Annotated in this window: 18 protein-coding genes; 7 read left to right on the forward strand and 11 right to left on the reverse strand. The window is 70.1% G+C overall.

Translation table 11 applies throughout. The features are described from left to right. Positions 1-44 precede the first annotated feature (44 nt). From ACIA73_RS06830 to ACIA73_RS06850, 5 genes are all read right to left on the reverse strand, one after another. Entirely contained in the window at positions 45-1388 is a 1344-nt protein-coding gene (locus ACIA73_RS06830; RefSeq protein ID WP_399437213.1) for a CpaF family protein, read from the reverse strand. Between the two features lie 249 nt (positions 1389-1637). Further along, on the reverse strand, positions 1638-2051 hold the full coding sequence (locus ACIA73_RS06835) for a TadE/TadG family type IV pilus assembly protein (protein ID WP_399437214.1): 414 nt from the start codon (positions 2049-2051) through the stop codon (positions 1638-1640). Next, a complete protein-coding gene (locus ACIA73_RS06840) occupies positions 2051-3694 on the reverse strand; it encodes an AAA family ATPase (RefSeq protein ID WP_399437215.1) in 1644 nt (547 codons plus the stop codon). The genes ACIA73_RS06835 and ACIA73_RS06840 overlap by 1 nt, the downstream gene beginning before the upstream one ends. A 148-nt stretch (positions 3695-3842) precedes the next feature. Beyond that, positions 3843-4568 carry a Flp pilus assembly protein CpaB gene (cpaB, locus tag ACIA73_RS06845; RefSeq protein WP_399437216.1) on the reverse strand — a complete coding sequence of 242 codons (726 nt, stop codon included), beginning with the start codon at positions 4566-4568 and terminating at the stop codon, positions 3843-3845. A gap of 109 nt (positions 4569-4677) precedes the next feature. Continuing rightward, on the reverse strand, positions 4678-5544 hold the full coding sequence (locus tag ACIA73_RS06850) for a hypothetical protein (protein ID WP_399437217.1): 867 nt from the start codon (positions 5542-5544) through the stop codon (positions 4678-4680). Between the two features lie 467 nt (positions 5545-6011). Here ACIA73_RS06850 and ACIA73_RS06855 point away from each other — a divergent pair, with 467 nt between their 5' ends. Continuing rightward, positions 6012-7046, forward strand: a complete 1035-nt coding sequence (locus tag ACIA73_RS06855) for a chitinase (protein ID WP_399437218.1) — start codon at positions 6012-6014, stop codon at positions 7044-7046. A 116-nt stretch (positions 7047-7162) separates the two neighbouring features. Here ACIA73_RS06855 and ACIA73_RS06860 read toward each other — a convergent pair whose 3' ends face one another. The 6 genes from ACIA73_RS06860 to ACIA73_RS06885 form a co-directional block, all read right to left on the reverse strand. Continuing rightward, positions 7163-8497, reverse strand: coding sequence for an Nramp family divalent metal transporter (locus ACIA73_RS06860; protein ID WP_399437219.1), 1335 nt, complete (start codon positions 8495-8497; stop codon positions 7163-7165). A gap of 125 nt (positions 8498-8622) precedes the next feature. Then, positions 8623-9057 (reverse strand): hypothetical protein, encoded by a 435-nt coding sequence (locus ACIA73_RS06865; protein ID WP_399437220.1) that lies wholly within the window; start codon positions 9055-9057, stop codon positions 8623-8625. A 46-nt stretch (positions 9058-9103) separates the two neighbouring features. Continuing rightward, positions 9104-10600, reverse strand: coding sequence for a GntP family permease (locus ACIA73_RS06870; RefSeq protein WP_399437221.1), 1497 nt, complete (start codon positions 10598-10600; stop codon positions 9104-9106). 278 nt (positions 10601-10878) lie between these two features. Continuing rightward, the gene (locus ACIA73_RS06875) at positions 10879-11289 is read right to left on the reverse strand and encodes a RidA family protein (RefSeq protein WP_399437222.1); all 411 of its coding nucleotides are present in this window, start codon (positions 11287-11289) and stop codon (positions 10879-10881) included. Beyond that, positions 11286-12098 carry an IclR family transcriptional regulator gene (locus ACIA73_RS06880; RefSeq protein ID WP_399437223.1) on the reverse strand — a complete coding sequence of 271 codons (813 nt, stop codon included), beginning with the start codon at positions 12096-12098 and terminating at the stop codon, positions 11286-11288. The genes ACIA73_RS06875 and ACIA73_RS06880 overlap by 4 nt, the downstream gene beginning before the upstream one ends. Next, a complete protein-coding gene (locus ACIA73_RS06885; RefSeq protein ID WP_399437224.1) occupies positions 12095-13162 on the reverse strand; it encodes a sugar kinase in 1068 nt (355 codons plus the stop codon). The genes ACIA73_RS06880 and ACIA73_RS06885 overlap by 4 nt, the downstream gene beginning before the upstream one ends. Positions 13163-13225: 63 nt before the next feature. Here ACIA73_RS06885 and ACIA73_RS06890 point away from each other — a divergent pair, with 63 nt between their 5' ends. From ACIA73_RS06890 to ACIA73_RS06915, 6 genes are all read left to right on the forward strand, one after another. Beyond that, on the forward strand, positions 13226-14515 hold the full coding sequence (locus ACIA73_RS06890) for an amino acid deaminase (RefSeq protein ID WP_399437225.1): 1290 nt from the start codon (positions 13226-13228) through the stop codon (positions 14513-14515). Positions 14516-14525: 10 nt separating this feature from the next. Further along, positions 14526-16133, forward strand: coding sequence for an amidohydrolase family protein (locus ACIA73_RS06895; RefSeq protein ID WP_399437226.1), 1608 nt, complete (start codon positions 14526-14528; stop codon positions 16131-16133). 233 nt (positions 16134-16366) lie between these two features. Then, positions 16367-17578: a pyridoxal phosphate-dependent aminotransferase gene (locus ACIA73_RS06900; RefSeq protein WP_399437228.1), complete on the forward strand. Its 1212-nt coding sequence runs from the start codon at positions 16367-16369 to the stop codon at positions 17576-17578. Between the two features lie 177 nt (positions 17579-17755). Next, a complete protein-coding gene (locus ACIA73_RS06905; RefSeq protein ID WP_399437229.1) occupies positions 17756-18139 on the forward strand; it encodes a hypothetical protein in 384 nt (127 codons plus the stop codon). A gap of 138 nt (positions 18140-18277) precedes the next feature. Then, on the forward strand, positions 18278-19399 hold the full coding sequence (locus tag ACIA73_RS06910; protein ID WP_399437230.1) for a hypothetical protein: 1122 nt from the start codon (positions 18278-18280) through the stop codon (positions 19397-19399). Then, positions 19399-20577, forward strand: a complete 1179-nt coding sequence (locus ACIA73_RS06915) for a toxic anion resistance protein (protein ID WP_399437231.1) — start codon at positions 19399-19401, stop codon at positions 20575-20577. The genes ACIA73_RS06910 and ACIA73_RS06915 overlap by 1 nt, the downstream gene beginning before the upstream one ends. Positions 20578-20583: the final 6 nt, after the last annotated feature.

The raw sequence follows: 20583 nt of genomic DNA on the forward strand, positions 1-20583 counted from the left end.
GTGGGTGCTGTGGGTGCGGTGGATTGGGTGACCATGGCCGGTACCTACTGAGCCTCTCGGACGTAGAGCGAGTCTTGGAGCGGGTCGTTCTGGACGCCGAAGGCAGGCGGGATCGGCTCGTTGGTGAGGTAGAGGCGTTCCGCGATGCGGCGGGGCAGCGGGAGGTGCTCGAACTGGCCGTGCACCAGGCGGTCCGGGCTCATCGGCTGGGCGTTGAAGCGGGAGACCGTGGCGATCTGGAACTGTTCGCGGCCGTGGGACACCAGGATGACGATCTCGGTGATCTTGCGGGAGCCGTCGGCCATGCGGCTGAGCTGGACGATCACGTCGATGGCGCTGTTGATCTGGTCCTTGAGCGCCTCGAAGGGGATCTCCACCTCCGACATGGAGCCCAGGGTCTGGAGACGCATCAGGGCGTCCTGGGCGCTGTTGGAGTGGACGGTGGCGAGGGAGCCGTCGTGGCCGGTGGACATGGCCTGGAGCATGTCGAGGGTCTCGCCGCCTCGGACCTCACCGACGATGATGCGGTCGGGGCGCATACGCAGGGAGTTGCGGACGAGGTCGCGGATGGTGATCTGGCCCTTGCCCTCGACGTTGGGGGGCCGGGTTTCCAGGCGGATGACGTGGGCCTGCTGGAGCTGGAGTTCGGCGGCGTCCTCGACGGTGATGATGCGCTCGTGGTCGGGGATGAGGCCGGAGAGGGCGTTGAGCAGGGTGGTCTTTCCGGAGCCGGTTCCGCCGGAGACGATGAGGTTGAAGCGGGCCCGGACGAAGGCGCTCAGGAGCATGAGCATGTTGTGGTCGAGCGTGCCGAGGGCGATCAGCTCGTCGAGGCGGTACGCCTTGGGGAACCGGCGGATGGTGAGGGTGGCGCCGGTGAGGGAGAGCGGCGGGATGATGACGTTGACGCGCTCGCCGGAGGGGAGGCGGGCGTCGACCATCGGGTTGGACTCGTCGACGCGGCGGTTGACGGTGGAGACGATGCGCTCGATGGTCTGCATGAGCTGCTCGTTGGAGGCGAAGCGCATGGGGAGTTGTTCGACCCGGCCGGCGCGCTCGACGAAGATGGAGTCGGGGCCGTTCACCATGATTTCGGTGATGGAGGCGTCTTCGAGGAGGGGTTCCAGGACGCCGAGTCCAAGGGCTTCGTCGACCACCCGGCGGATGAGCTGGGAGCGCTCGGAGGTGGAGAGGACGGGGCCTTCGCGGCTGATGATGTGGCCCAGGACGCGCTCCAGGCGGGCCCTTCGCTCGGCCGCCGCGAGGCTGGACATCTCGGCCAGGTCGATTTCTTCGAGGAGTTTGGCCCGGTAGGTGGCGACCAGGTGGCCGTCCTCCCGCCCCCCGGAGTTTTCCTCGGGGGCGGCGATGCGTTGCCGCAGGCTCATGGGGCGGGCTCCTTGGGTGGGGCGGGTTGCTGTACGGGTCCTGCGGGGGTACGGGGTCGGGGTGGGCCGGGGTGGGTGGGGTGCGACTCCGTGGGGGGCCGCCCCCTTGCCCGCCCGTTCCGCCCCCGGAGGGCGGCCCCGCCGCCCAAGCGGGCTACCGGGGGTGGGAGGGAAGGGCGGCCCCGCCGCCCAAGCGGGCTACCGGGGGTGGGAGGGGGCGGCCCGGTCTGCCGTCGGGGCGGGGTCGGGTTAGTCGTCGGAGGGCATGGAGACGGATTTGGTGATGGTGGCTACGTCGAAGACGGGGATGAGGGCGGGGACGGTGACGGTGGCGGTGGCGGTGACGACGTCGCCGCCGAAGCAGGTGACGTCGGTGCGGTTGGCGAGCCAGCCACTCATGGATTCGCGGGCGGCGGCCTGGCACTGGCCCCGGGTGTCCTCCTGGGACTCGACCCGGGCGGCTGCCCGCGCTGCGGAGCCCGCCTGGCTGGCGGCGTAACCGACGAGGCCCAACTGGAGGGCGGCCACGGCTATCAGGAGGAGAAGCGGAAGAAACCCCGCGAATTCGAGCGCGGCCACACCTTTGTCGCGGTCGGGGCCGGTCATGGCCCGGAGGCGGGTGCGGAGGGAGGCGCGGAGGGCCAACTCGGGTGCGTTCGGCATTAGTTGCCTCCTTCCAGGGCGGCGCCGGCCTCGCCGTCCGTGTCCCAGCCGAAGTTGCCTGCGCCGGGGAAGAGGATGGGGGTGGTGAGGGTGACGCGGGCCTTGTAGAGGTTGCCCTCGGGGTTGCAGGTGGCGTTGCTGACGTCCCAGGCTCCGGGGAGGCGTTCGCGGATGGCGGCCTGGCATTCGGGGACGCCGGAGCCGCCGTCGCCGTATGCCGCCGTGCCGGCGCGCGCGCCCTCGTCGGCCGCGTTGCCCGCGAGGGAGTACGTGTAGCCCCAGACGGCGGCCTGCCACATGATCACCATGACGATGAGGATCAGCGGGAACATTCCGGCGAGTTCGGCAGTGACCGCGCCCCGGTCGCCGTGCTCCCGGTGGTCCCGGTGCTCGCGGTCCTTTCGGCCTCGCAGGCCGATCGAGCCGCGGTCGTTGTGTTTGGAGTTGCGGCCTCTGCCGCCCGACGATTCCGTGGTTTTCACGAGTCCCAGCTCCCCTGCGAGTGCCCAGAGTGCTTGCTTGACCGTGCTCCGACTGTCGAGGTCCTGAAGGCGGCCGGCGTCGGCTGCCGACTGGAGTTCCTTGTAGTGGGACGGGATCGCACTGCGGGCGACCCGGGTGCCGGTGATCTTCTCGACCAGGGGCGGCTGGATCTCGGTGTTACGGGTGTGGCGGTTGACGACGGTGGTGGTCTCCTCCGCCTTGCGGATCTGGAGGCGGTCCCAGAGGCGGACCATGCGCTTGGCGGCCCGTACCGCCACGACGTCGGGGGTGACGACCAGGATGGCCTGGTCGGCCATTTCGATCGCGGCGGCGTTGGCGCTGTTCATCTGTGTACCGCAGTCGACGACCACGATCTCGTAGCGGTTGCGGAGAGCGCTGACCACCTGGCGGGCGACCCGGTCGGTGACCTCCTCGCCGCGTTCGCCCTCGGCGGGGGCGAGCAGCAGGCCGAGACCGGTGGCGTGGGTGTAGAGGGCGTCCTGGAGGACGCGGGGGGAGATGTCGGAGATCCCGGCGAGGTCCACGATGGAGCGGCGGAACTGTACGTCGAGGTAGGAGGCGACGTCACCGGACTGGAGGTCGAGGTCGACCAGGGCGACGGTACGGCCGGACGCCCTTGCCGCGAGGGCGAGTTGGACGGCGCACAGGGTGGCGCCCATGCCGCCCTTGGCGCCGGTGACGGTGACCACGGTGCCGCCGGGGCCCGAGAAGACGTCGGGGCCCGCGCCGAGATGGCGGCGGACGCCGACGGACCAGGAGGCGGCGTTCTGGACCCGGCCGGCCAGTTCCTCGTAACTGAGCGGAAGGCCGACGAGGCCCCGGGCGCCGGAGTCCATGGCGGCGGTGAAGAGATGGGGGCTGGCGTCCGCCGAGATGAGGACGACGCCGACGGCGGGGAAGCGCAGGGCTACCTCGCGGATCAGCTCCAACGCGGGGACCGGGCCGATGCGTTCGTGGACGAGGACGACCTCGGGCAGCTCGTCCAGGGACTCCTGGGCGAGGCGCGCGAGGGTGTCCAGGAGCGCGGTCGAGTCCGTGACCGGGTTCGCGGGTTCGGCGTCCGGGAGCTGGCTGAGGAGGGTGATGACGGCGCGGGCGGCGTCCGGGTCGCCCACGGCGGGGAGGATGCGGGTCGTCATGGGGCCGTCCTCACGTTGGGCCGGGGCGGGTGGGGTGCGACTCCGTCGGGGGCCGCCCCCTTGCCCGCCCGTTCCGCCCCCGGGGGGCGGCCCCGCCGCCCAAGCGGGCTGACGAGGGCGGAGGGGGTCGTGGTGGCCGTGGGGTGCACTACTTGTCCCCGGGGAGGTTGTAGATGCGGTCGCGGGGGGTGATGTTGGGGTCGCTGCCGTCGGGGATGCGGGCGAGGCGGACGTGCTGGGCGAAGGATTCGGAGTAGGCGACCCGCTGCGCGTCCAGGGTGGTGAGCGCGAAGGTGATCGGCACGGCTTCCTTCGCCTTGCGGCTGGCGTTGCGCTCGGTGGGCTTGGGCTCCAGGGCGGTGATCTTGCCGACGTCGATGACGCGCGCGCCGGAGACGATGACGCGGGACTCGGCGTTGCCCTTGATGCCCTGCGCGCCGACGACGCCGTCGAAGGTGGCGTAGATGTTGACCCGCGAGCCAGGAGTGATCTTGCCGGCGACGCCCGTCTCGGCGTCGATCATGATGGCGATCTCCTGCTCCCCCTCCTGGAGTTGGGGCTTCCTGACCAGCATGTCGGTCTGGAGGAGCGAGCCCGCCTTGAGCTGGGTGACGGCGATCTTGCCGCGGATCTCGGCCATGTCGGTGATCGCGTTCTGCGAGAGCCAGCGTTTGGGCATCTCGACCTTCTCGAACTGGGCCTCGGTGAGGGTCCGGTACGGGGCGACGTCGCCCTTCAGCCGGTACGCGGTGACCTCGGGGCCGACCTTGGAGTTCACGTCGCGGATCACCGAGAGCACGCCGACGAACGCGCCGATGGCGCACAGGACCGACAGAAGCAGCAGGATGATGCCGCGGCGCTGGCGTGAGTTCATTGTGCGTGCAACCTCGATCAGGAACGTCGGAGCAGGTCAACTGACTGTGCGGAACAGAACAACGGACATTGCGGACCACGGACTTGGAGCGTGGTGGTGCCCGTGGGCGTTACGTGGACCCACGGTTCAGGACACCGGCGGCGTGCTTTTGGTTCTCGGCAGGGGCCACCGGGGCGGAACAGAATCCGCAGCGGTCCCCTATCAGCTGTATTCCGCACCAGTGGCACTGCTCGCGCCGTACCGAGGACACCAGTTGGTAGAGGACCGAGATATCGGGCAGGAACGCCGCGAACTCGACCACCTTGGGCGTCCCCCACCAGGCGGCGGACCCGGCGGGCAGCCCGACCTCGTGAGCGGTCTGGATCTTCCAGGAGGGCGCGAGGGTGTCGGTGACGTACGTGGAGCTCAGCTGACCCCGCCCGAAGGCGAGTTGGGTGGAGAACTCCGGTCCGGCCAGGGTCTCCTCACCGCCGACCTTGATCAACTGCGGTTCGGGATTGGCCAGTACGGCGAACTGGGCGCCCGGCATCCAAGACTTCGCGTGCGCCTTCAGGCTGACCGGAATGCGGTCCAGCTTGGCGACCGTGCCGAGCAGGGCGCCGGCGTACACGTAGTGCGAGAGCAGCCGGGCCGCGGAGGCGACGACACCCGCGCTGAAGTCACAGATGGAGAGCTGGCGGAGCTGGCGGGCGAGGACGGCCACCCCGAGCGGGGGCAGGTCCAGCTTGAGCAGGGCGATGCGGTCGGTCTCCAGGACGGAGCGGACCGCGTGCATGCGCCGTTCGTGGGCGGCCGGGATCGAGGCCGGGTAGAGGGCGACGACGTAACCGTGCCGCTCCAGATGGACGTTCATGTCGGCGAGCGCGGCGTCGAAGGACTGGGCGCTCGGTGGCTGGAGCACGGCTGCCGTCGGGGTCTGGTGATCGCTCGGACTCAGTACCAGGTCGGCACTGGTCACGGCTATCGCTGTCGGCACGTCGATGTCCCCGTTCCCCGTCGCACGCCTACTGCACGTCGCTCACCTGTGGCGCTTGTTGCCGTTCGCTCGCCCGTTCCCCTCACATGTGCTGCCTCAGCACTTTAACCACGTCATACGTGGTAGAGAACCGCTTCCATGGATCCCGCACGCCTCCGTAACTGACTTGAGTCGCACAGAAGTTGCCTCACGGAGCGGGTTCATCCCACTCCGCTTAGATACCGGAAGGCGGGATGACAGCATGTCGTGAATGGGCTACCGCTTGTGATCATGGGTTCCGTTTAGGACCAGCGGGAGAGACTTTCCGGCCATACTTCAGGCCCCGGGGGCCGGTGATCCGCTTGACATCGGGAGGGGGGCGAACAAATTTTGGGTATTCCGTCCCGTCGCACCCGTTTTGGAGCCATCAAGTGGTCAGAACCCTCCGCCGCCGTCCTCACTCCCCTTCCCGGTTCGCGGTCGGCGCCGTGGCGACGACCGTAACGGCCGTGCTGGTGGGGGTGTTGGGGGCGTGTTCGGACGGGGGCGGCGGGGGTAACGGGGGCGGGGGCAATGGGGGCGGCAGCAAGGAACCCGTCCGGAAGGCCGCCGGGGCGCCCCAGGTCCCCGCGCACGCGCTCACCGGCTACTGGCAGAACTTCACCAGCGAGGGCACCAAGGCCCAGAAGCTGTCCGAGGTCCCCGACGCGTACGACATCATCGCGGTCTCCTTCGCGGACGCCGCCGGGAAGGACGCCCCGAGCGGCGAGGTCGGCTTCGAGCTGGCCTCGGACGCGCTGGGCGGGTACACCGTCGACGAGTTCAAGGCGGACATCAAGGCCAAGCACGACAAGGGCAGGATGGTGATCGTCTCGGTCGGCGGCGAGCACGGCACGGTCGAGGTGAAGGACAAGGCGGCCGCGGACCGGTTCGCGGCCTCGGTGCACCGGCTGATGACGGTGTACGGCTTCGACGGGGTCGACATCGACACCGAGAACGACGGCTTCGAGGCCGAGTTCATGATCGACGCGCTGAAGTCGCTGCGCGCGAAGGCGGGCGAGCGCTTCGTGCTGACGATGGCCCCGCAGACCGTCGACATGCAGGACACCAAGAGCGAGTACTTCAAGGCCGCGCTCGGCACCAAGGACTTCCTGACGGCTGTCAACACCCAGTACTACAACAGCGGTTCGATGCTCGGCTGCGACGGCGAGTCCTACCAGCAGGGCTCGGTGGACTTCATCGTCGCGCTCGCCTGCATCCCGCTGAAGAGCGGCCTCGACCCGTCCCAGGTGGGCCTCGGCCTGCCCACCAACAAGGACAGCGCCGAGGCGGGTTACGTCGAACCGGCGACGGTCACCCGGGCGCTGGACTGCCTGACCAGGGGCACCGGCTGCGGCAAGTTCAAGCCGGAGAAGACGTACCCGACGCTGCGCGGGGCGATGGCGTGGTCGACGAACTGGGACGCGACGTACGGCAATGAGTGGTCGAAGGCGGTCGGGGGGCATGTGCGGCGGCTGCCGTAGATCCATGCGCTCCTGGGGTACGCCGGAGGGGCCCACCGCGGGTGTGCGGCGGGCCCCTCCGGTTTCGTACCACTCAGTCTTCGTACCACTCGGTGTTCGTACCACTCGGAACGGTCTCAGAACAGGTCGATGATCTGCTGCACGCACAACACCACGAACAGCAGCCCGCTCACCGCGAGCAGCACATTGCTGAGGATGCCGTTGCGCCACTCGGACGGCGTGCGCGAGGAGTTGAGCAGCCAGAGCAGGGTCAGCGCGAGGAACGGCATGAAGAACGCGCCGAGCACGCCGTAGACCACGACCAGGCCGAACGGCTGGTCCAGCCAGAGCAGCGCCATCGGCGGGAAGGTCAGCCAGAGCGCGTACGCCCGGAACGGGACGGACTTCTCGCGCTTGCCCTCCGCGACCTCGGCCGCGGCGCCCGCCTCGACCGGCACCCCTGCCCGCTCCTTGCGGAACCGCTCCACGAAGTCCGCGAACATCAGGCTCACCCCGTGCCACACCCCGATCAGGGACGAGAAGGAGGTGGCGAAGAAGCCGACGAGGAAGAGCTTGGCGGTGGTCGCCCCGAAGCGCTGTTCCAGGATCTTGCCGAGATCGATCAGCCCCTTGTCGCCCTTGGTGAGCGCCAGGTGGGAGGAGTGCAGCAGCTCGGCGCCGACGATCAGCATGGCGACGACGAAGATGCCGGTGGTGATGTAGGCGACCCGGTTGTCGAGGCGCATCACCTTCATCCAGGAGGAGTTGGTCCAGCCCTTGGCGTTCACCCAGTAGCCGTACGCGGCCATGGTGATGGTTCCGCCGACGCCGCCGATGAGACCGAGGGTGTAGAGCAGCGACCCGTCCGGCAGGACCGGCGCGAGGCCCGCGAAGGACTTGCCGACGGACGGGCCGACCCGGATCGCGACGTACACCACGACCACGAACATGACGCCGACCAGCACCGTCATGACCTTCTCGAACACCGCGTACCGGTTGAACCAGACGAAGGCCAGTCCGATCACACCGCAGAGGATCGCCCAGAACTTGAGGCTCGGCCCCTCCGGGAAGAGCGCCACGATCGGCAGGGCGGAGGACGACATGGCGGTCGCGCCGTAGATGAAGCCCCAGATGACGACGTAGATCGCGAAGTACCAGGTGGTCCACTGCCCGAGGGTGCGCCATCCTTCGAAGAGGGTGCGTCCGGTGGCCAGGTGCCAGCGGCCGGTGGCCTCGGCCAGTGCGATCTTGACGACGCAGCCGATGACGGCGGCCCACATGAGCGTGTAGCCGAACTTGCTGCCCGCGATGAGGGTGGCGACGAGGTCGCCGGCGCCGACACCGGTGGCGGCCACGACGATGCCGGGACCGATGTACTTCCAACTGGATTTACGAGGGCTGCCGGCGGCGGTCTCCGGGGGCGCCGTACCGCCAACTCCCCGGCTGCCACTGCCCTGCACACTGTCCGCCATGCTGCCGTACCTCCCGCTCGTCCCCCTGATGAACTTCGATCACCAAAGCGGGCGGGGACGGTGAGATGCAAGGGGCCGGGCCGATTCGTCTCCGGATCGCAGTACCGGATCGCCGTCGTGGCTGGTCAGTGCGGGCGGTAAACGCTGATGACATACGAAATCTCGGCCAGCCACCGCTGGAGGATCTGCGCCTTGCGGGCATCCACCACGCACTCGAAGAAGCGGCCGTCGGGCAGGATCACCGCGACCATCAGCATCTGTCCGGCGGGGCTGGGCCGGAACTGGACGTTGCTCAGGTCCCGCCAACCGAAGTCGATCGTGCGGCCGTTGGCCTCGAAGGAGACACCGGCGGAGTCGATGACAACGGCGCGGTGCTTGTCGGCGGCGAGGAAGTCGGGGCCGGGGGGCGGGGGTGCGGGGGCGCCGTAGGCGGGGGCCGGGTTGTTGTACGGGTGGGGCTGGGGGGTTTGGTGCGGGTGGGGCTGGGGGGTTCCGTACGGGGTGCTCGGGGGACCGTACGCGGGGGGCGGCGGGCCGAACCCGTCCGGGGGGAGAGACATGGTGGCCAGTATGGCGGGCGGGGTCGTCGGACCCCGCCCGCCCCCGCTAGAGGACCAGCGTCAGGAGGGCCGCGACCGCGAAGCCGGCGACGGAGAGGACGGTTTCGAGGACGGTCCAGGACTTCAGGGTGTCTCGTTCCGAGATGCCGAAGTACTTGGCGACCATCCAGAAGCCGCCGTCGTTGACGTGCGAGGCGAAGATCGAACCGGCCGAGATCGCCATGATGATCAGGGCGAGCTGAGGCTGGGAGAGGTCCTGGCCTTCGACCAGGGGGACGACGATGCCGGCGGTGGTGACGATGGCGACCGTTGCCGAGCCCTGGGCGACCCTCAGGACCACCGAGATCAGGTAGGCCAGGACGATGACGGGGAGGCCGACGTCGTTGAAGGTCTTGGCGAGGGCGTCGGCGATGCCGCTGCCCTTGAGGACCGCGCCGAAGATGCCGCCCGCGCCGACGACCAGAAGGATGTTGCCGATCGGCTTGAGGGAGGCGGTGGAGACCTGTTCCAGGGACTTGCGCGACCAGCCGCGGCGGATGCCGAGCAGGTAGTAGGCGAGGAACAGGGCGATGGTGAGGGCGACGAAGGGGTTGCCGAAGAACTCGATCACCGAGCGGAGGGTGGACTCCGCCATGGAGATGGAGGAGAAGGTGGCGCCCAGGATGAGGACCAGGGGGGTGCCGATGATGGCGAGGACGGTGCCGAGGGAGACCGGGGTCTCGCGGGGCTCGATGCCGGAGGCCTGCTGTTCGGCGACGACTGCCGCCTTGGCGTCCTCGGCGGCCTCGACCATGTCCTGCGGGACGGGGACGAAGATCCGCTTGCCGATCCAGGCGCCGTACGCCCAGGCGGCGAGGACGGCCGGGATGCCGACCACGATGCCCATCATGATGACCCAGCCGAGGGACACCTTGAACAGGCCGGCCGCGGCGACCGGGCCCGGGTGCGGGGGCAGGAACGCGTGGGTCATCGAGAGACCGGCGAGCAGCGGCATCGCGTAGAGGAGCACCGACTTGCCGGAGCGCTTGGCGGCGGCGTAGACGAGCGGCGCGAGGACGAAGATGCCGACGTCGAAGAAGACCGGGATGCCGAAGATGAGGCCGGTCATGCCCATCGCGAGGGGGGCGCGCTTCTCGCCGAAGAGGGCGAGCAGGCGGGAGGCCAGTACCTGGGCGCCGCCGCTGACTTCGAGGATCGCGCCGAGCATGGTGCCGAGGCCGATGATGATCGCCACGTGGCCGAGGATGCCGCCCATTCCGGATTCGATCACGGAGGGGATGGCGGACTTCTGGACCGTGCCGAAGAGCTCGGTGACGGAGAGTCCGGCGGCGAGGCCGACGGCTATGGAGACCGCCAGGAGGGCCACGAAGGGCTGGAGCCTGATCTTGATGATCAGGAGGAGGAGCAGGGCGATACCCAGGGCGGCCACGGTGAGGAGGCCGGGGGTGCCGGGGATCAGGGTGAGGAGGCCGCCGGTGTGGGGCGTCTTGGGTGGGTCGGCGGCGGCGAGGGGGAGGAGGGAGAGTGGTGCCGTGAGGTGCATGTGCGGTCAACTCCGGTCGGTCCGGGGGGACTTCGGGGCAGGGAGGAGCACGGGACGGCGGTCCGCGGTGGGGGAGGCGGGGTGTCGTACCGGGGTGCATGCGGGTCAGCGGGGGTGGGGTGTGGTGCGGGGGTACGGGGGCGGGGTGGGCCGGGGCGGGCGGGGTGCGACTCCCTGGGGGCCGCCCCCTTGCCCGCCCGTTCCCCCCCCCGGGGGGGGCGGCCCCGCCGCCCAAGCGGGCTGAGGTAATGCGGGGCCGCGGGGAAGGGAGAAGGGGCTCAGCCCAGGACCGCGAGGGCGTCGATTTCGATGAGGAGGCCGGCGGGGAGGCCGACGTAGACGGTGGTGCGGGCGGAGGGGGCTTCCTTGAGGTCCGCGAAGTACTCGTTGTAGAGCGCGTTGAGCTCGGCGAAGTGCGAGGTGTCGGTGAGGTAGACGCGCATCATCATCACGTCGTCCCAGGTGGCGCCGCCCTCTTCGAGGATCGCCTTGACGTTGGCGAAGGTCTGGAGGGTCTGCTCGCGCAGGGTGGGACCGGCCGGGGTGGGGGCCTGGCCCTCGACGGCCGGGAGGAAGCCGACCTGACCGGCGACCTGGAGGATGTTGCCCTTGCGCACACCGTGCGAGAACCTGGCCGGCGGGGCGGTGTGGGTGGAGGGGGTGAGCGCGGTCTTTTCGAGCTTGGTCATGAACTTGCCTTTTTCTGGGGAGTGTCGGGGGAACCGGTGGTGTGGGACACGGCTCCGGAGGGAGATTCCCCGGAGCCGGAGTATTCGCGGCTGATGGCTTCAGCGGTACGGCGGACCAGCGGGAGGAGGGTGAGGAGTTCCTCCGCGGTGACGACCACATTGGGCGCGGACATCGACATGGCGGCGATCACCTTGCCGTCCGCACCCCGGATGGGGGCCCCGATGCAGTTGATGGACTCCTCGTGGCCACCGAGGTCGGTGGCCCAGCCCTGCTCCCGCACCAGGGTCAACTCGCGCAGGAACGCCGTGGAGTTGAGGATGGAGCGGGCCGTGTACCTGGGGTATTCGAGCTTCTCGGCGATGGCGCGCCGCTCCGGCTCGGGGAGGTCCGCGAGGAGGAGCTTGGCCACGGCGGCGACGGTGATCGCGACCGGTTTGCCGATGCGCGAGTACATCCGCACCGGGTAGCGGCTTTCCACCTTGTCGATGTACAGAACCTCACCCTCCTCGCGCACCGCGAGGTGGATGGTGTGCCCGCACTCGGCGTTCAGCTCCTGGAGGTACGGGTGCGCGATGTCCCGTACGTCCAGGTTCTCCACCGCCTCCTGGGCGAGTGCGAAGAGGCGCGCGCCGAGGCGGTAGCGCTGGTCCTGCTGGCGGTGGACCAGGCCGTGCTCGTGGAGGGTGCGGAGCAGGCGCAGGGCGGTGGACTTGTGGACACCAAGCCGCTCGGCGACCTGACCGAGGTCGGCGGGACCCTGCGCGAGCAGGGGCAGGATGCTGAGTGCGCGGTCGACTGTCTGACTCATGCCGTACGTACCTCCTGATGCTGCCGACCGGTCCACCCGGGGCCGAGACGAAGTGTCTCCCAGGCGTCGGGGGCGAGTGCGGCCAGTTGATCCGCGTGGGCGCGGACGGGGGGTTCGGCCACGTCGCCGGGGACGGTGAGCGCGGCGGCGGCCATCAGGTGGCCGTGCCGCAGCCGCAGCGGTACGTCGAGATCGCGGAGGGTCGCGGAGAGGAACCCGGCGGCGAAGGCGTCGCCCGCCCCGACCGGGGCCACCACGTCGACCACGGGTGCGGGGACGGCGTACACCTCCCCCTCCCCCACGAAGGCCGTCGCGCCCGACGCGCCCTGCTTGACCACCAGGACCGCCGGTTCCGGCAGCGCCGCGCGGACCGCGTGCACCCCGCCCCGTATCCCCCAGGCAGCCTCCGCCTCGTCCTCTCCGACGAAGACCAGGTCCGCGCGGCGGGCCAGGTCGAGGAGTACGGAGGCGCCGTCGCAGTCCGGACCCTCGCCACCGGCCGGGCCCCACAGGCTGGGCCGGTAGTTGACGTCGAAGGAGAGGAGGGGGCGGCCGGCCGAGGGCTCGCACAGGGTGCGCATCAGGGCGAGGCAGTCGGGCGAGAGGGCGGCGGTGATGCCGGAGAGGTGGAGGATGCGGGTGGCGTGCACGGACGCGCGCGGGACGGTGTCCGGGGACATGGCGGAGGCGGCGGATCCGGCCCGGTAGTAGACCACCTCGTGGTCGGCGTCCTCACGGTCGTCGGCCGTGCGGAAGTAGACACCGGTGGGGCGGTGCGGGTCGCGGGTGACGGAGGTGACATCGACCCCGTACGCCCCGATCGCTTCGAGGAGGTGGGTGCCGAAGCCGTCCGCACCCACCCGGCTGACCCACTTCGCCGCATGCCCGGTCAGGGCGAGCGCGCAGGCCACATTGGACTCGGCGCCGCCGATGGTGCGGCCGAAGGACGGGACGTCGGCGAGACGTCCCGGGCGGGAGGGGAGGAAGGTGACCATGGACTCGCCGAGACAGGCGACGTCGGTGGCTCCTGGCTGTTGTGCAGGCACGGCTCGGATGTTAGACATCGGTGAGCGATATACGCAATGGCCGTTGCATTATTTGCAACGGTCTGGAGGGAGGCACCCGCCATGGGAGTTACGTCGGACGCTGTGCAGCGGCTCGCGCAGGAACCCGTGACCCACCGCTTCAAGGCGCTCCCGCCGGACGCGGAGGCCGCCGGTCTCACCGTCGGCGCACTGGCCGCCGAACGCCGCAGCGTCTTCGACGGCGGTTTCACCACTCCCCTGCTGGCCCTCTCCGCCGAGTCCCTCGACCACAACCTGGCACTCCTGGAGACCTACGCCGAGCGCCACTCCCTGGCCTTCGCCCCGCACGGCAAGACCTCCATGTCCCCGCAGCTCTTCGAGCGCCAACTGGCGCGCGGAGCCTGGGGAATCACGGCCGCCGTCCCGCACCAGGCGCGGGTCTACCGGGCGTACGGAATCCAGCGGATCTTCCTCGCCAACGAGGTCGTCGACGCGGCCGCGCTGCGCTGGATCGCGGGCGAGCTGGACGCCGACCCCGACTTCCGGATGGTCGTGTACGTCGACTCGGTGCGCGGCGTCGAGCTGATGGACGAGGCGCTGCGCACGGCCGGGGCCTCGCGCCCGCTGGACGTGGTGGTGGAGCTGGGCGCCGGCGAGGGCGCGCGCACCGGGGTCCGTACCGTCGCGGAGTGCGGGGAGGTCGCCGACGCGGTGGCCGCCACCGGCACGCTGCGGCTGGTGGGTGTCGCCGGGTACGAGGGCGAGGTGCCGCAGGCGGACGGCGAACGGGTCCGCACCTGGCTGCGCCAACTGGTGTCGCTGGCGCGGGAGTTCGACCTCCGCAGGCGGTTCGACGGGGTCGACGAGATCGTGATCAGCGCGGGCGGCAGCGCCTGGTTCGACGCGGTCGCCGAGGTCTTCGCTCAGATCCCGGAGCTGTCGCGGCCGGTGCTGAAGCTGCTGCGCTCGGGTGCGTACGTCTCGCACGACGACGGCCACTACAAGGAGCTGACCCCCTTCAACCGGGTACCGGAGGAAGGCTCGCTGCAGCCCGCGTTCCGGCTGTGGGCGCAGGTGGTGTCGCGGCCGACCCCGGCGCAGGCCTTCATCAACGCGGGGAAGCGGGACGCGGCGTACGACCTGCATCTTCCCGAGGCCCAGGTGGTCCGCTCGGCGCGCGACGGCAAGATCCGCCCGGCGGACGGGATCGCCGTCACCGGCCTCTCCGACCAGCACGGCTGGCTGACCACGGACGCGGGCGCACGCCTGGAGGTGGGCGACTGGGTCGGTCTCGGGATGTCCCACCCGTGCACGATCTTCGACAAGTGGCAGCTGATTCCGGTGGTGGACGCGGACGGCACGGTCGTCGAGTTCGTCCGCACGTTCTTCTAGGAGGGTTGTCGTGGATCTCGCAATACGTGGGGCACGGGTCGTCGACGGGTCGGGCGGGGAGTCGTACCTCGCCGACGTGGGCATCACCGACGGCCGCATCACCACCATCGCCCGTGGCGAACGGCTGACCGCCCGGCGGGTGCTGGACGCCGACGGGCTCGCCCTCTCCCCCGGCTTCATCGACATGCACGCCCACTCCGACCTGGCACTCCTGCGCGACCCCGACCACAGCGCGAAGGCCGCGCAGGGGGTCACCCTGGAGGTCCTGGGGCAGGACGGGCTCAGTTACGCCCCGGTGGACGACCGCACCCTCACCGAGGTCCGCGCGGCGATCACCGGCTGGAACGGTGACGGCTCGGACATCGATTTCGACTGGCGCACGGTCGGCGAGTACCTGGACCGCCTCGACCGCAACTTCGGCGGACAGGGCATCGCGGTCAACGCCGCGTACCTGATCCCGCAGGGGACGGTACGGATGTACGCCGTCGGCTGGGACGACCGGCCCACCACCCCCGAACAGCTCGCCCTGATGCGGCAGTTGGTCGCGGAGGGCATGGAGCAGGGGGCGGTCGGCATGTCGTCCGGGCTGACCTACACGCCTGGCATGTACGCCGACGACGCCGAGCTGACCGAGCTGTGCCGGGTGGTGGCGTCGTACGACGGCTACTACTGCCCGCACCACCGCTCCTACGGGGCGGGCGCGCTGGCGGCGTACGAGGAAATGGTGGAGCTGACCCGCAGTGCGGGCTGTGCGCTGCACCTGGCGCACGCCACCATGAACTTCGGCGTGAACAAGGGGAAGGCACCGGACCTCCTCGCCCTGCTGGACGCGGCACTGGCGGGCGGGGCGGACATCAGCCTCGACACCTACCCCTACACCCCCGGCTGTACGACGCTGGCGGCGATGCTGCCGAGCTGGGCGAGCGAGGGCGGGCCCGAGGCGATTCTGGGGCGGCTGCGGGACGACGGGACGGCGGAGAAGATCCGCCACCACCTGGAGGAGATCGGGTCCGACGGGTGCCACGGGGTGCCGATCGAGTGGGACACCATCGAGATCTCCGGGGTGTCGGACCCGGGGCTGGCGGGATGCGTCGGCAAGACGATCGCGGATTCGGCGGTGGCACGCGGCGAGACGCCGTGGACCACCGCGCGGCGGCTGCTGCTCAACGACCGGCTCGGGTCGACGATCCTTCAGCACGTCGGGCACGAGGAGAACGTGCGGGCGATCATGCAGCACCGGGTGCACACCGGGGGCAGCGACGGAATTCTCCAGGGCTACAAACCGCACCCGCGCGCCTATGGCACCTTCCCGCAGTATCTCGGCCGCTACGCAAGGGAGTTGGGAATCCTCTCCCTTGAGGAGACGGTCGCCCATCTGACGTCCCGGCCGGCGGCCCGGCTGCGGCTGGCGGACCGGGGGCTGGTGCGGGAGGGGTACCGGGCGGACCTGGTGCTCTTTGATCCGCAGACGGTGGCGGCGGGGTCGACCTTCGAGGCGCCGAGGACCCTGCCGACCGGAATTCCGCATGTGCTGATCGACGGGAAGTTCGTGATCGAGGACGGGCGTCGCACGGACGTGCTGGCGGGGCGGGCGGTGCGGAGGGCGACGAGGACATAAGAGGTGCCCGGGGGCGGCCGGCGCCTCGCCGCGGGGGGCGTGATGTATGCCACCCGGGCGGGGCGCGGCGGGTGGATTCTTAGCCGACCGGTGGGCGGGCCCTGAGTTTCGGCGGGCCGGGGCGGGCGTGCACTTTGCGATGGAAGACGTGAAGTGGGCGGTTCCCACGATGGTGGGGGGAACGGGTACGTAATCCCGGGCATGGCTGGTCACACGCCCGTAAGCTCGCCGTCATGCAGGTGATCCAGTCAACGAAGCTCGCCAACGTCTGTTACGAAATCCGGGGACCGGTGCTTGAGGAGGCGATGCGGCTGGAGGCGGCCGGACACCGCATTCTCAAGCTGAACACCGGGAACCCGGCGGCCTTCGGGTTCGAGTGCCCGCCCGAGATCCTGGAGGACATCCTCCGCAATCTCGGCACGGCGCACGGGTACGGGGACGCGAAGGGGCTGCTGTCCGCACGGCGGGCGGTGATGCAGCACTACCAGACCAAGAACATCGACCTCGACGTCGAGGACATTTACCTTGGCAACGGGGTCTCCGAGCTGATCCAGATGTCGATGCAGGCGCTGCTCGACGACGGCGACGAGGTGCTGGTCCCGGCGCCGGACTATCCGCTGTGGACGGCGTCGGTCTCGCTGGCCGGCGGTACGGCCGTGCACTACCGGTGCGACGAGCAGGCCGACTGGATGCCGGATCTCGCGGACATCGAGCGGAAGATCACGGACCGCACCAAGGCACTCGTCATCATCAACCCGAACAATCCGACGGGTGCGGTGTACGACGACGAGATGCTCCGGGGGCTGACGGAGATCGCTCGCCGGCACAACCTGATCGTGTGCTCCGACGAGATCTACGACCGCATCCTGTACGACGGTGCGACGCACACGCCGACTGCGGCGATCGCTCCCGACCTGATGGTGCTGACCTTCAACGGGCTGTCGAAGAACTACCGGGTGGCCGGGTACCGCAGCGGCTGGATGGCGGTGTGCGGGCCCAAGGCCCACGCCTCCTCCTACATCGAGGGTCTGACGATCCTCGCCAATATGCGGCTCTGCGCCAACATGCCCTCGCAGCACGCGGTGGCCACCGCACTCGGCGGGCGGCAGTCGATCGACGATCTGGTGCTGCCCGGCGGGCGGATCCTGGAGCAGCGGGACACGGCGTACGACCTGCTCACCCGGATTCCGGGCGTGACGTGCGTCAAGCCGAAGGGGGCGCTGTACCTCTTCCCGCGCCTCGACCCGAAGGTCTACAAGATCAAGGACGACCGGCAGATGGTCCTGGACCTGCTGCGGGCCGAGAAGATCATGGTGGTGCACGGGACCGGGTTCAACTGGCCGGAGCCGGACCACTTCCGCGTGGTGACGCTGCCCGCGGCGGCGGAACTGGCGGACGCGGTGACCCGGATCGGGAACTTCCTGGAGGGTTACGGGCAGCACTGAGGGCGCCCTGTGCCGGGAGTCGCGCTCCGGCGGCACCCCTCTTCCGGCCTTCTGCTCGGACACCTCCCCACGGCCCTCTGTTCCGGTCCCTCCCCCACTTTCCTGACTTCGGTCAACTTTAGACACGTTCTAAGCTAGGATGGTCTCCTGTCGCTCGACGCCAGGAGGCCATCCGTCATGTACGAACCGATCCGCACCAAGTCGGTCCACTCCATGGGCGCCGACGACTCCCGCTATCCGCACCGCTCGCGCGAGGAGGAGCTGGACATCCAGCTCGCCGGGCACCTGTCGGCACTGCTCGCGGTGACCGACGAGCTGGGCCTGGACGCCGAGGCCGACCGGATCGCCGTACAGGTGGCCCGGCTGCGGGGCGCCCCGCCGGCCAGGCATGCGGGCCACCGCCGTGACACTCCGGCGTCCCTGCACCGCCGCGCCCACGCCCTGGCCGGACGCGCCCTGGTCGTCGCCGCCTCCCGCGCGGACACGGCCGCCGCGATTCTCGCCGCCCAGCGCATGGACGCCCACTCCGCCGCGACCGAGGCACCGGTCGCCACCCCCTGATCGGCCCCGGCCCGCGCCCGCGGAGGCGCGCGGGCCGGGTGCCACCCCCTCCCCCGCCCCGGCATCCCCGAAGGGCCCGCTCCGGTTGCGTTCCGGGATCGGACGTACACCCCGCGTTCATCCAAGTCCGTCCGGAATGTGGGTTTCCGGGAGCACTCTGCGGGTGTGAGACGCATTCTGGGAATCGTCCTGGCGGTGCTGTTGGTCGGCGGTGTGGCAGTGGCCGTCGTGGCAGGTCGCGGTGAACAGGGCACGGGCACAGGCCCGGGCACGGCAACGAAGACCGTGCGTGGAGTGGTGGGGTCGGAGAAGGCGGAGTTCTTCGCCGACCCCGAGGTGGTGGAAGCCCTTGCTGCCGAGGGTTACACCGTGAAGGCGGAGACTTCGGGCTCTTGGGCCATGGAGCAACTGCCCCTGAAGGGCTATGACTTCGTGTTTCCGGCGAGCAAGGGGCCGGCCGACGAACTGCGGAGGAAGACGGGGGCGGGCGGGGGGCCGATACGGCCGTTCTACTCGCCGCTGGTGGTGGTCGCGCACGGGAGCGCCGCGAAGGTGCTGGCCGATGCGGGTCTTGTGACGTTACGGGGGAAGAGCTCCGGGACGTTGCGGATGAAGCGGTTTCTGGACGCGGCGGGCCAGGGGCGGACCTGGCAGCAGCTCAAGGGGGCTGAGAAGTACGGGGAGTTGGGCGGCACGGTGTTCGTGTCGACGACGGATCCGGGGGCTTCGAGTTCGGGAGCGTTGTATCTGGCGGCCGCTTCGTACGTCGCGGACGGCGGGCGGGTGGCCGACGGGGACGCGGCGGTGGGGCGGACGGCTCCGCTGCTGCGCCGGCTCATCTCCGTACAGGGGGCTCAGCAGACCAGCAGTGACGCACCGTTCCGGGACTTCGTGAGCGGGGTGGGCAATCCGCTGGTGCTGGTCTACGAGTCGCAGGTGGCTTCCCTGCTGATGAAGCGCCAGGGGGCCGGGGACCTGGTCGTGCTGTATCCGGACACGACGGTGAGCAGCGACCACACGGTGGTGCCGATTACTCAACTCGGGCGCGAGGTCGGGGAGTTGCTGGTGAGTGACGCCCGGTTGCGGAAGCTGGCCGTGCGGCACGGGTTCCGGCCGCAGGGGGCGCCGGGTGAGTTCGCGGCGGCGACCGCGCCGTACGACGCACATCTGAATCGGACGTTGAGCGGAGTGCGCCAGGCGCCCGTGCCCACCTCGGTGGTGCTGCACGCACTGGCCCGGCGCGCACAGGGGGGTTCGTGATGACGACAGCCGAGACACCGCTGGTGCTGACACCGCCGGAGCCGGTGGCGCCGGTGCGGGTGGAGCAGGCCGCCGGGCTGGTACCGGTGGACGCGGGCGTACGGGAGGAGATGGCGCGGCGGGCCGCCGAGTACGTGGACTCGCTGGCCGGGCTGGACGCGCGGTCACCGGAGTTCGCGTCGCGGATCGGGGAGATCGCCACGCTGGGAGGCGGCGAGATCCGGGGGGCCGCACAGCAGTCGAACCGGATGCTGGACCGGACCCTCAGGTCCCTGGCGGGCGAGGGCGAGGACGCGCAGACACGGGTCGGCTCCTCGCTGGCCGAACTGCGGCGCACGGTCGAGGACCTGGACCCGAGGGACAGTCCGGCGCGTGGCGCGAGGAAGCTGCTCGCGAAGCTGCCGGGTGGCAATCGGCTGCGGGACCACGTCGCCAAGTACGCCTCCGCACAAGCGACGTTGAACCGGATCGTGGGGTCGCTCAAGGGCGGCCAGGACGAGCTGCGGCGCGACAACGCCGCGCTGCACACCGAGCGGGGGCGCCTGTGGGACACCATGGGCAAGCTCCAGGAGTACGTGGTGCTGACCGAGGCGCTGGACGCGGCGGTCGAACAGCGGGTGGTGGCCGTGGAGACGGCCGGGGACGCGGGGCAGGCGGACGCGCTGCGGGTCGATGTGCTGTTCCCGGTGCGGCAGAAGCAGCAGGATCTGCTGACGCAGCTGGCCGTGTGCGCCCAGGGATACCTGGCCATGGATGTGGTGCGGCGCAACAACGACGAGCTGATCAAGGGCGTCGACCGGGCCGCGACCACCACCGTGACCGCGCTGCGGATCGCCGTGATGCTGGCCGCCGCGCTGGAGAACCAGAAGAAGGTGGTCGAGCAGGTCAACGCCCTGCGCGGGACGACCGAGGGGCTGATCAGGGACAACGCGACGATGCTGGGCGACAGGAGCGGGGAGATCCAGCGGATCGCGGCCGATCCGGCGGTGGGCGCGGAGACCCTGCGGGTCGCGTTCCGGGAGATCTTCTCGACGCTGGACACCATCGACACGTACAAGCTGCGGGCGACCGAGGCGATGGCGACGACGGTGGAGTCGCTGTCGGGCGAACTGGCGGCCGCCAGTGATTACTTGGAGCGCTCGCGCAACCGCGAGTCCGGCGAGGGGCGTCCGCGGTGAGGCCTG

The organism is Streptomyces sp. NPDC051561 (assembly GCF_044454195.1).
Classification (GTDB): Bacteria; Actinomycetota; Actinomycetes; order Streptomycetales; family Streptomycetaceae; genus Streptomyces.

Excerpts from the sequence above, each read along its gene's own strand:
- ACIA73_RS06890 (WP_399437225.1), top strand. The coding sequence starts at position 13,226 with ATGGGAGTTACGTCGGACGCTGTGCAGCGGCTCGCGCAGGAACCCGTG.
- cpaB (WP_399437216.1), bottom strand. The coding sequence starts at position 4,568 with ATGAACTCACGCCAGCGCCGCGGCATCATCCTGCTGCTTCTGTCGGTC.
- ACIA73_RS06900 (WP_399437228.1), top strand. The coding sequence starts at position 16,367 with ATGCAGGTGATCCAGTCAACGAAGCTCGCCAACGTCTGTTACGAAATC.
- ACIA73_RS06835 (WP_399437214.1), bottom strand. The coding sequence starts at position 2,051 with ATGCCGAACGCACCCGAGTTGGCCCTCCGCGCCTCCCTCCGCACCCGC.
- ACIA73_RS06885 (WP_399437224.1), bottom strand. The coding sequence starts at position 13,162 with ATGTCTAACATCCGAGCCGTGCCTGCACAACAGCCAGGAGCCACCGAC.
- ACIA73_RS06905 (WP_399437229.1), top strand. The coding sequence starts at position 17,756 with ATGTACGAACCGATCCGCACCAAGTCGGTCCACTCCATGGGCGCCGAC.
- ACIA73_RS06830 (WP_399437213.1), bottom strand. The coding sequence starts at position 1,388 with ATGAGCCTGCGGCAACGCATCGCCGCCCCCGAGGAAAACTCCGGGGGG.
- ACIA73_RS06865 (WP_399437220.1), bottom strand. The coding sequence starts at position 9,057 with ATGTCTCTCCCCCCGGACGGGTTCGGCCCGCCGCCCCCCGCGTACGGT.
- ACIA73_RS06880 (WP_399437223.1), bottom strand. The coding sequence starts at position 12,098 with ATGAGTCAGACAGTCGACCGCGCACTCAGCATCCTGCCCCTGCTCGCG.
- ACIA73_RS06875 (WP_399437222.1), bottom strand. The coding sequence starts at position 11,289 with ATGACCAAGCTCGAAAAGACCGCGCTCACCCCCTCCACCCACACCGCC.
- ACIA73_RS06840 (WP_399437215.1), bottom strand. The coding sequence starts at position 3,694 with ATGACGACCCGCATCCTCCCCGCCGTGGGCGACCCGGACGCCGCCCGC.
- ACIA73_RS06860 (WP_399437219.1), bottom strand. The coding sequence starts at position 8,497 with ATGGCGGACAGTGTGCAGGGCAGTGGCAGCCGGGGAGTTGGCGGTACG.
- ACIA73_RS06870 (WP_399437221.1), bottom strand. The coding sequence starts at position 10,600 with ATGCACCTCACGGCACCACTCTCCCTCCTCCCCCTCGCCGCCGCCGAC.
- ACIA73_RS06915 (WP_399437231.1), top strand. The coding sequence starts at position 19,399 with ATGACGACAGCCGAGACACCGCTGGTGCTGACACCGCCGGAGCCGGTG.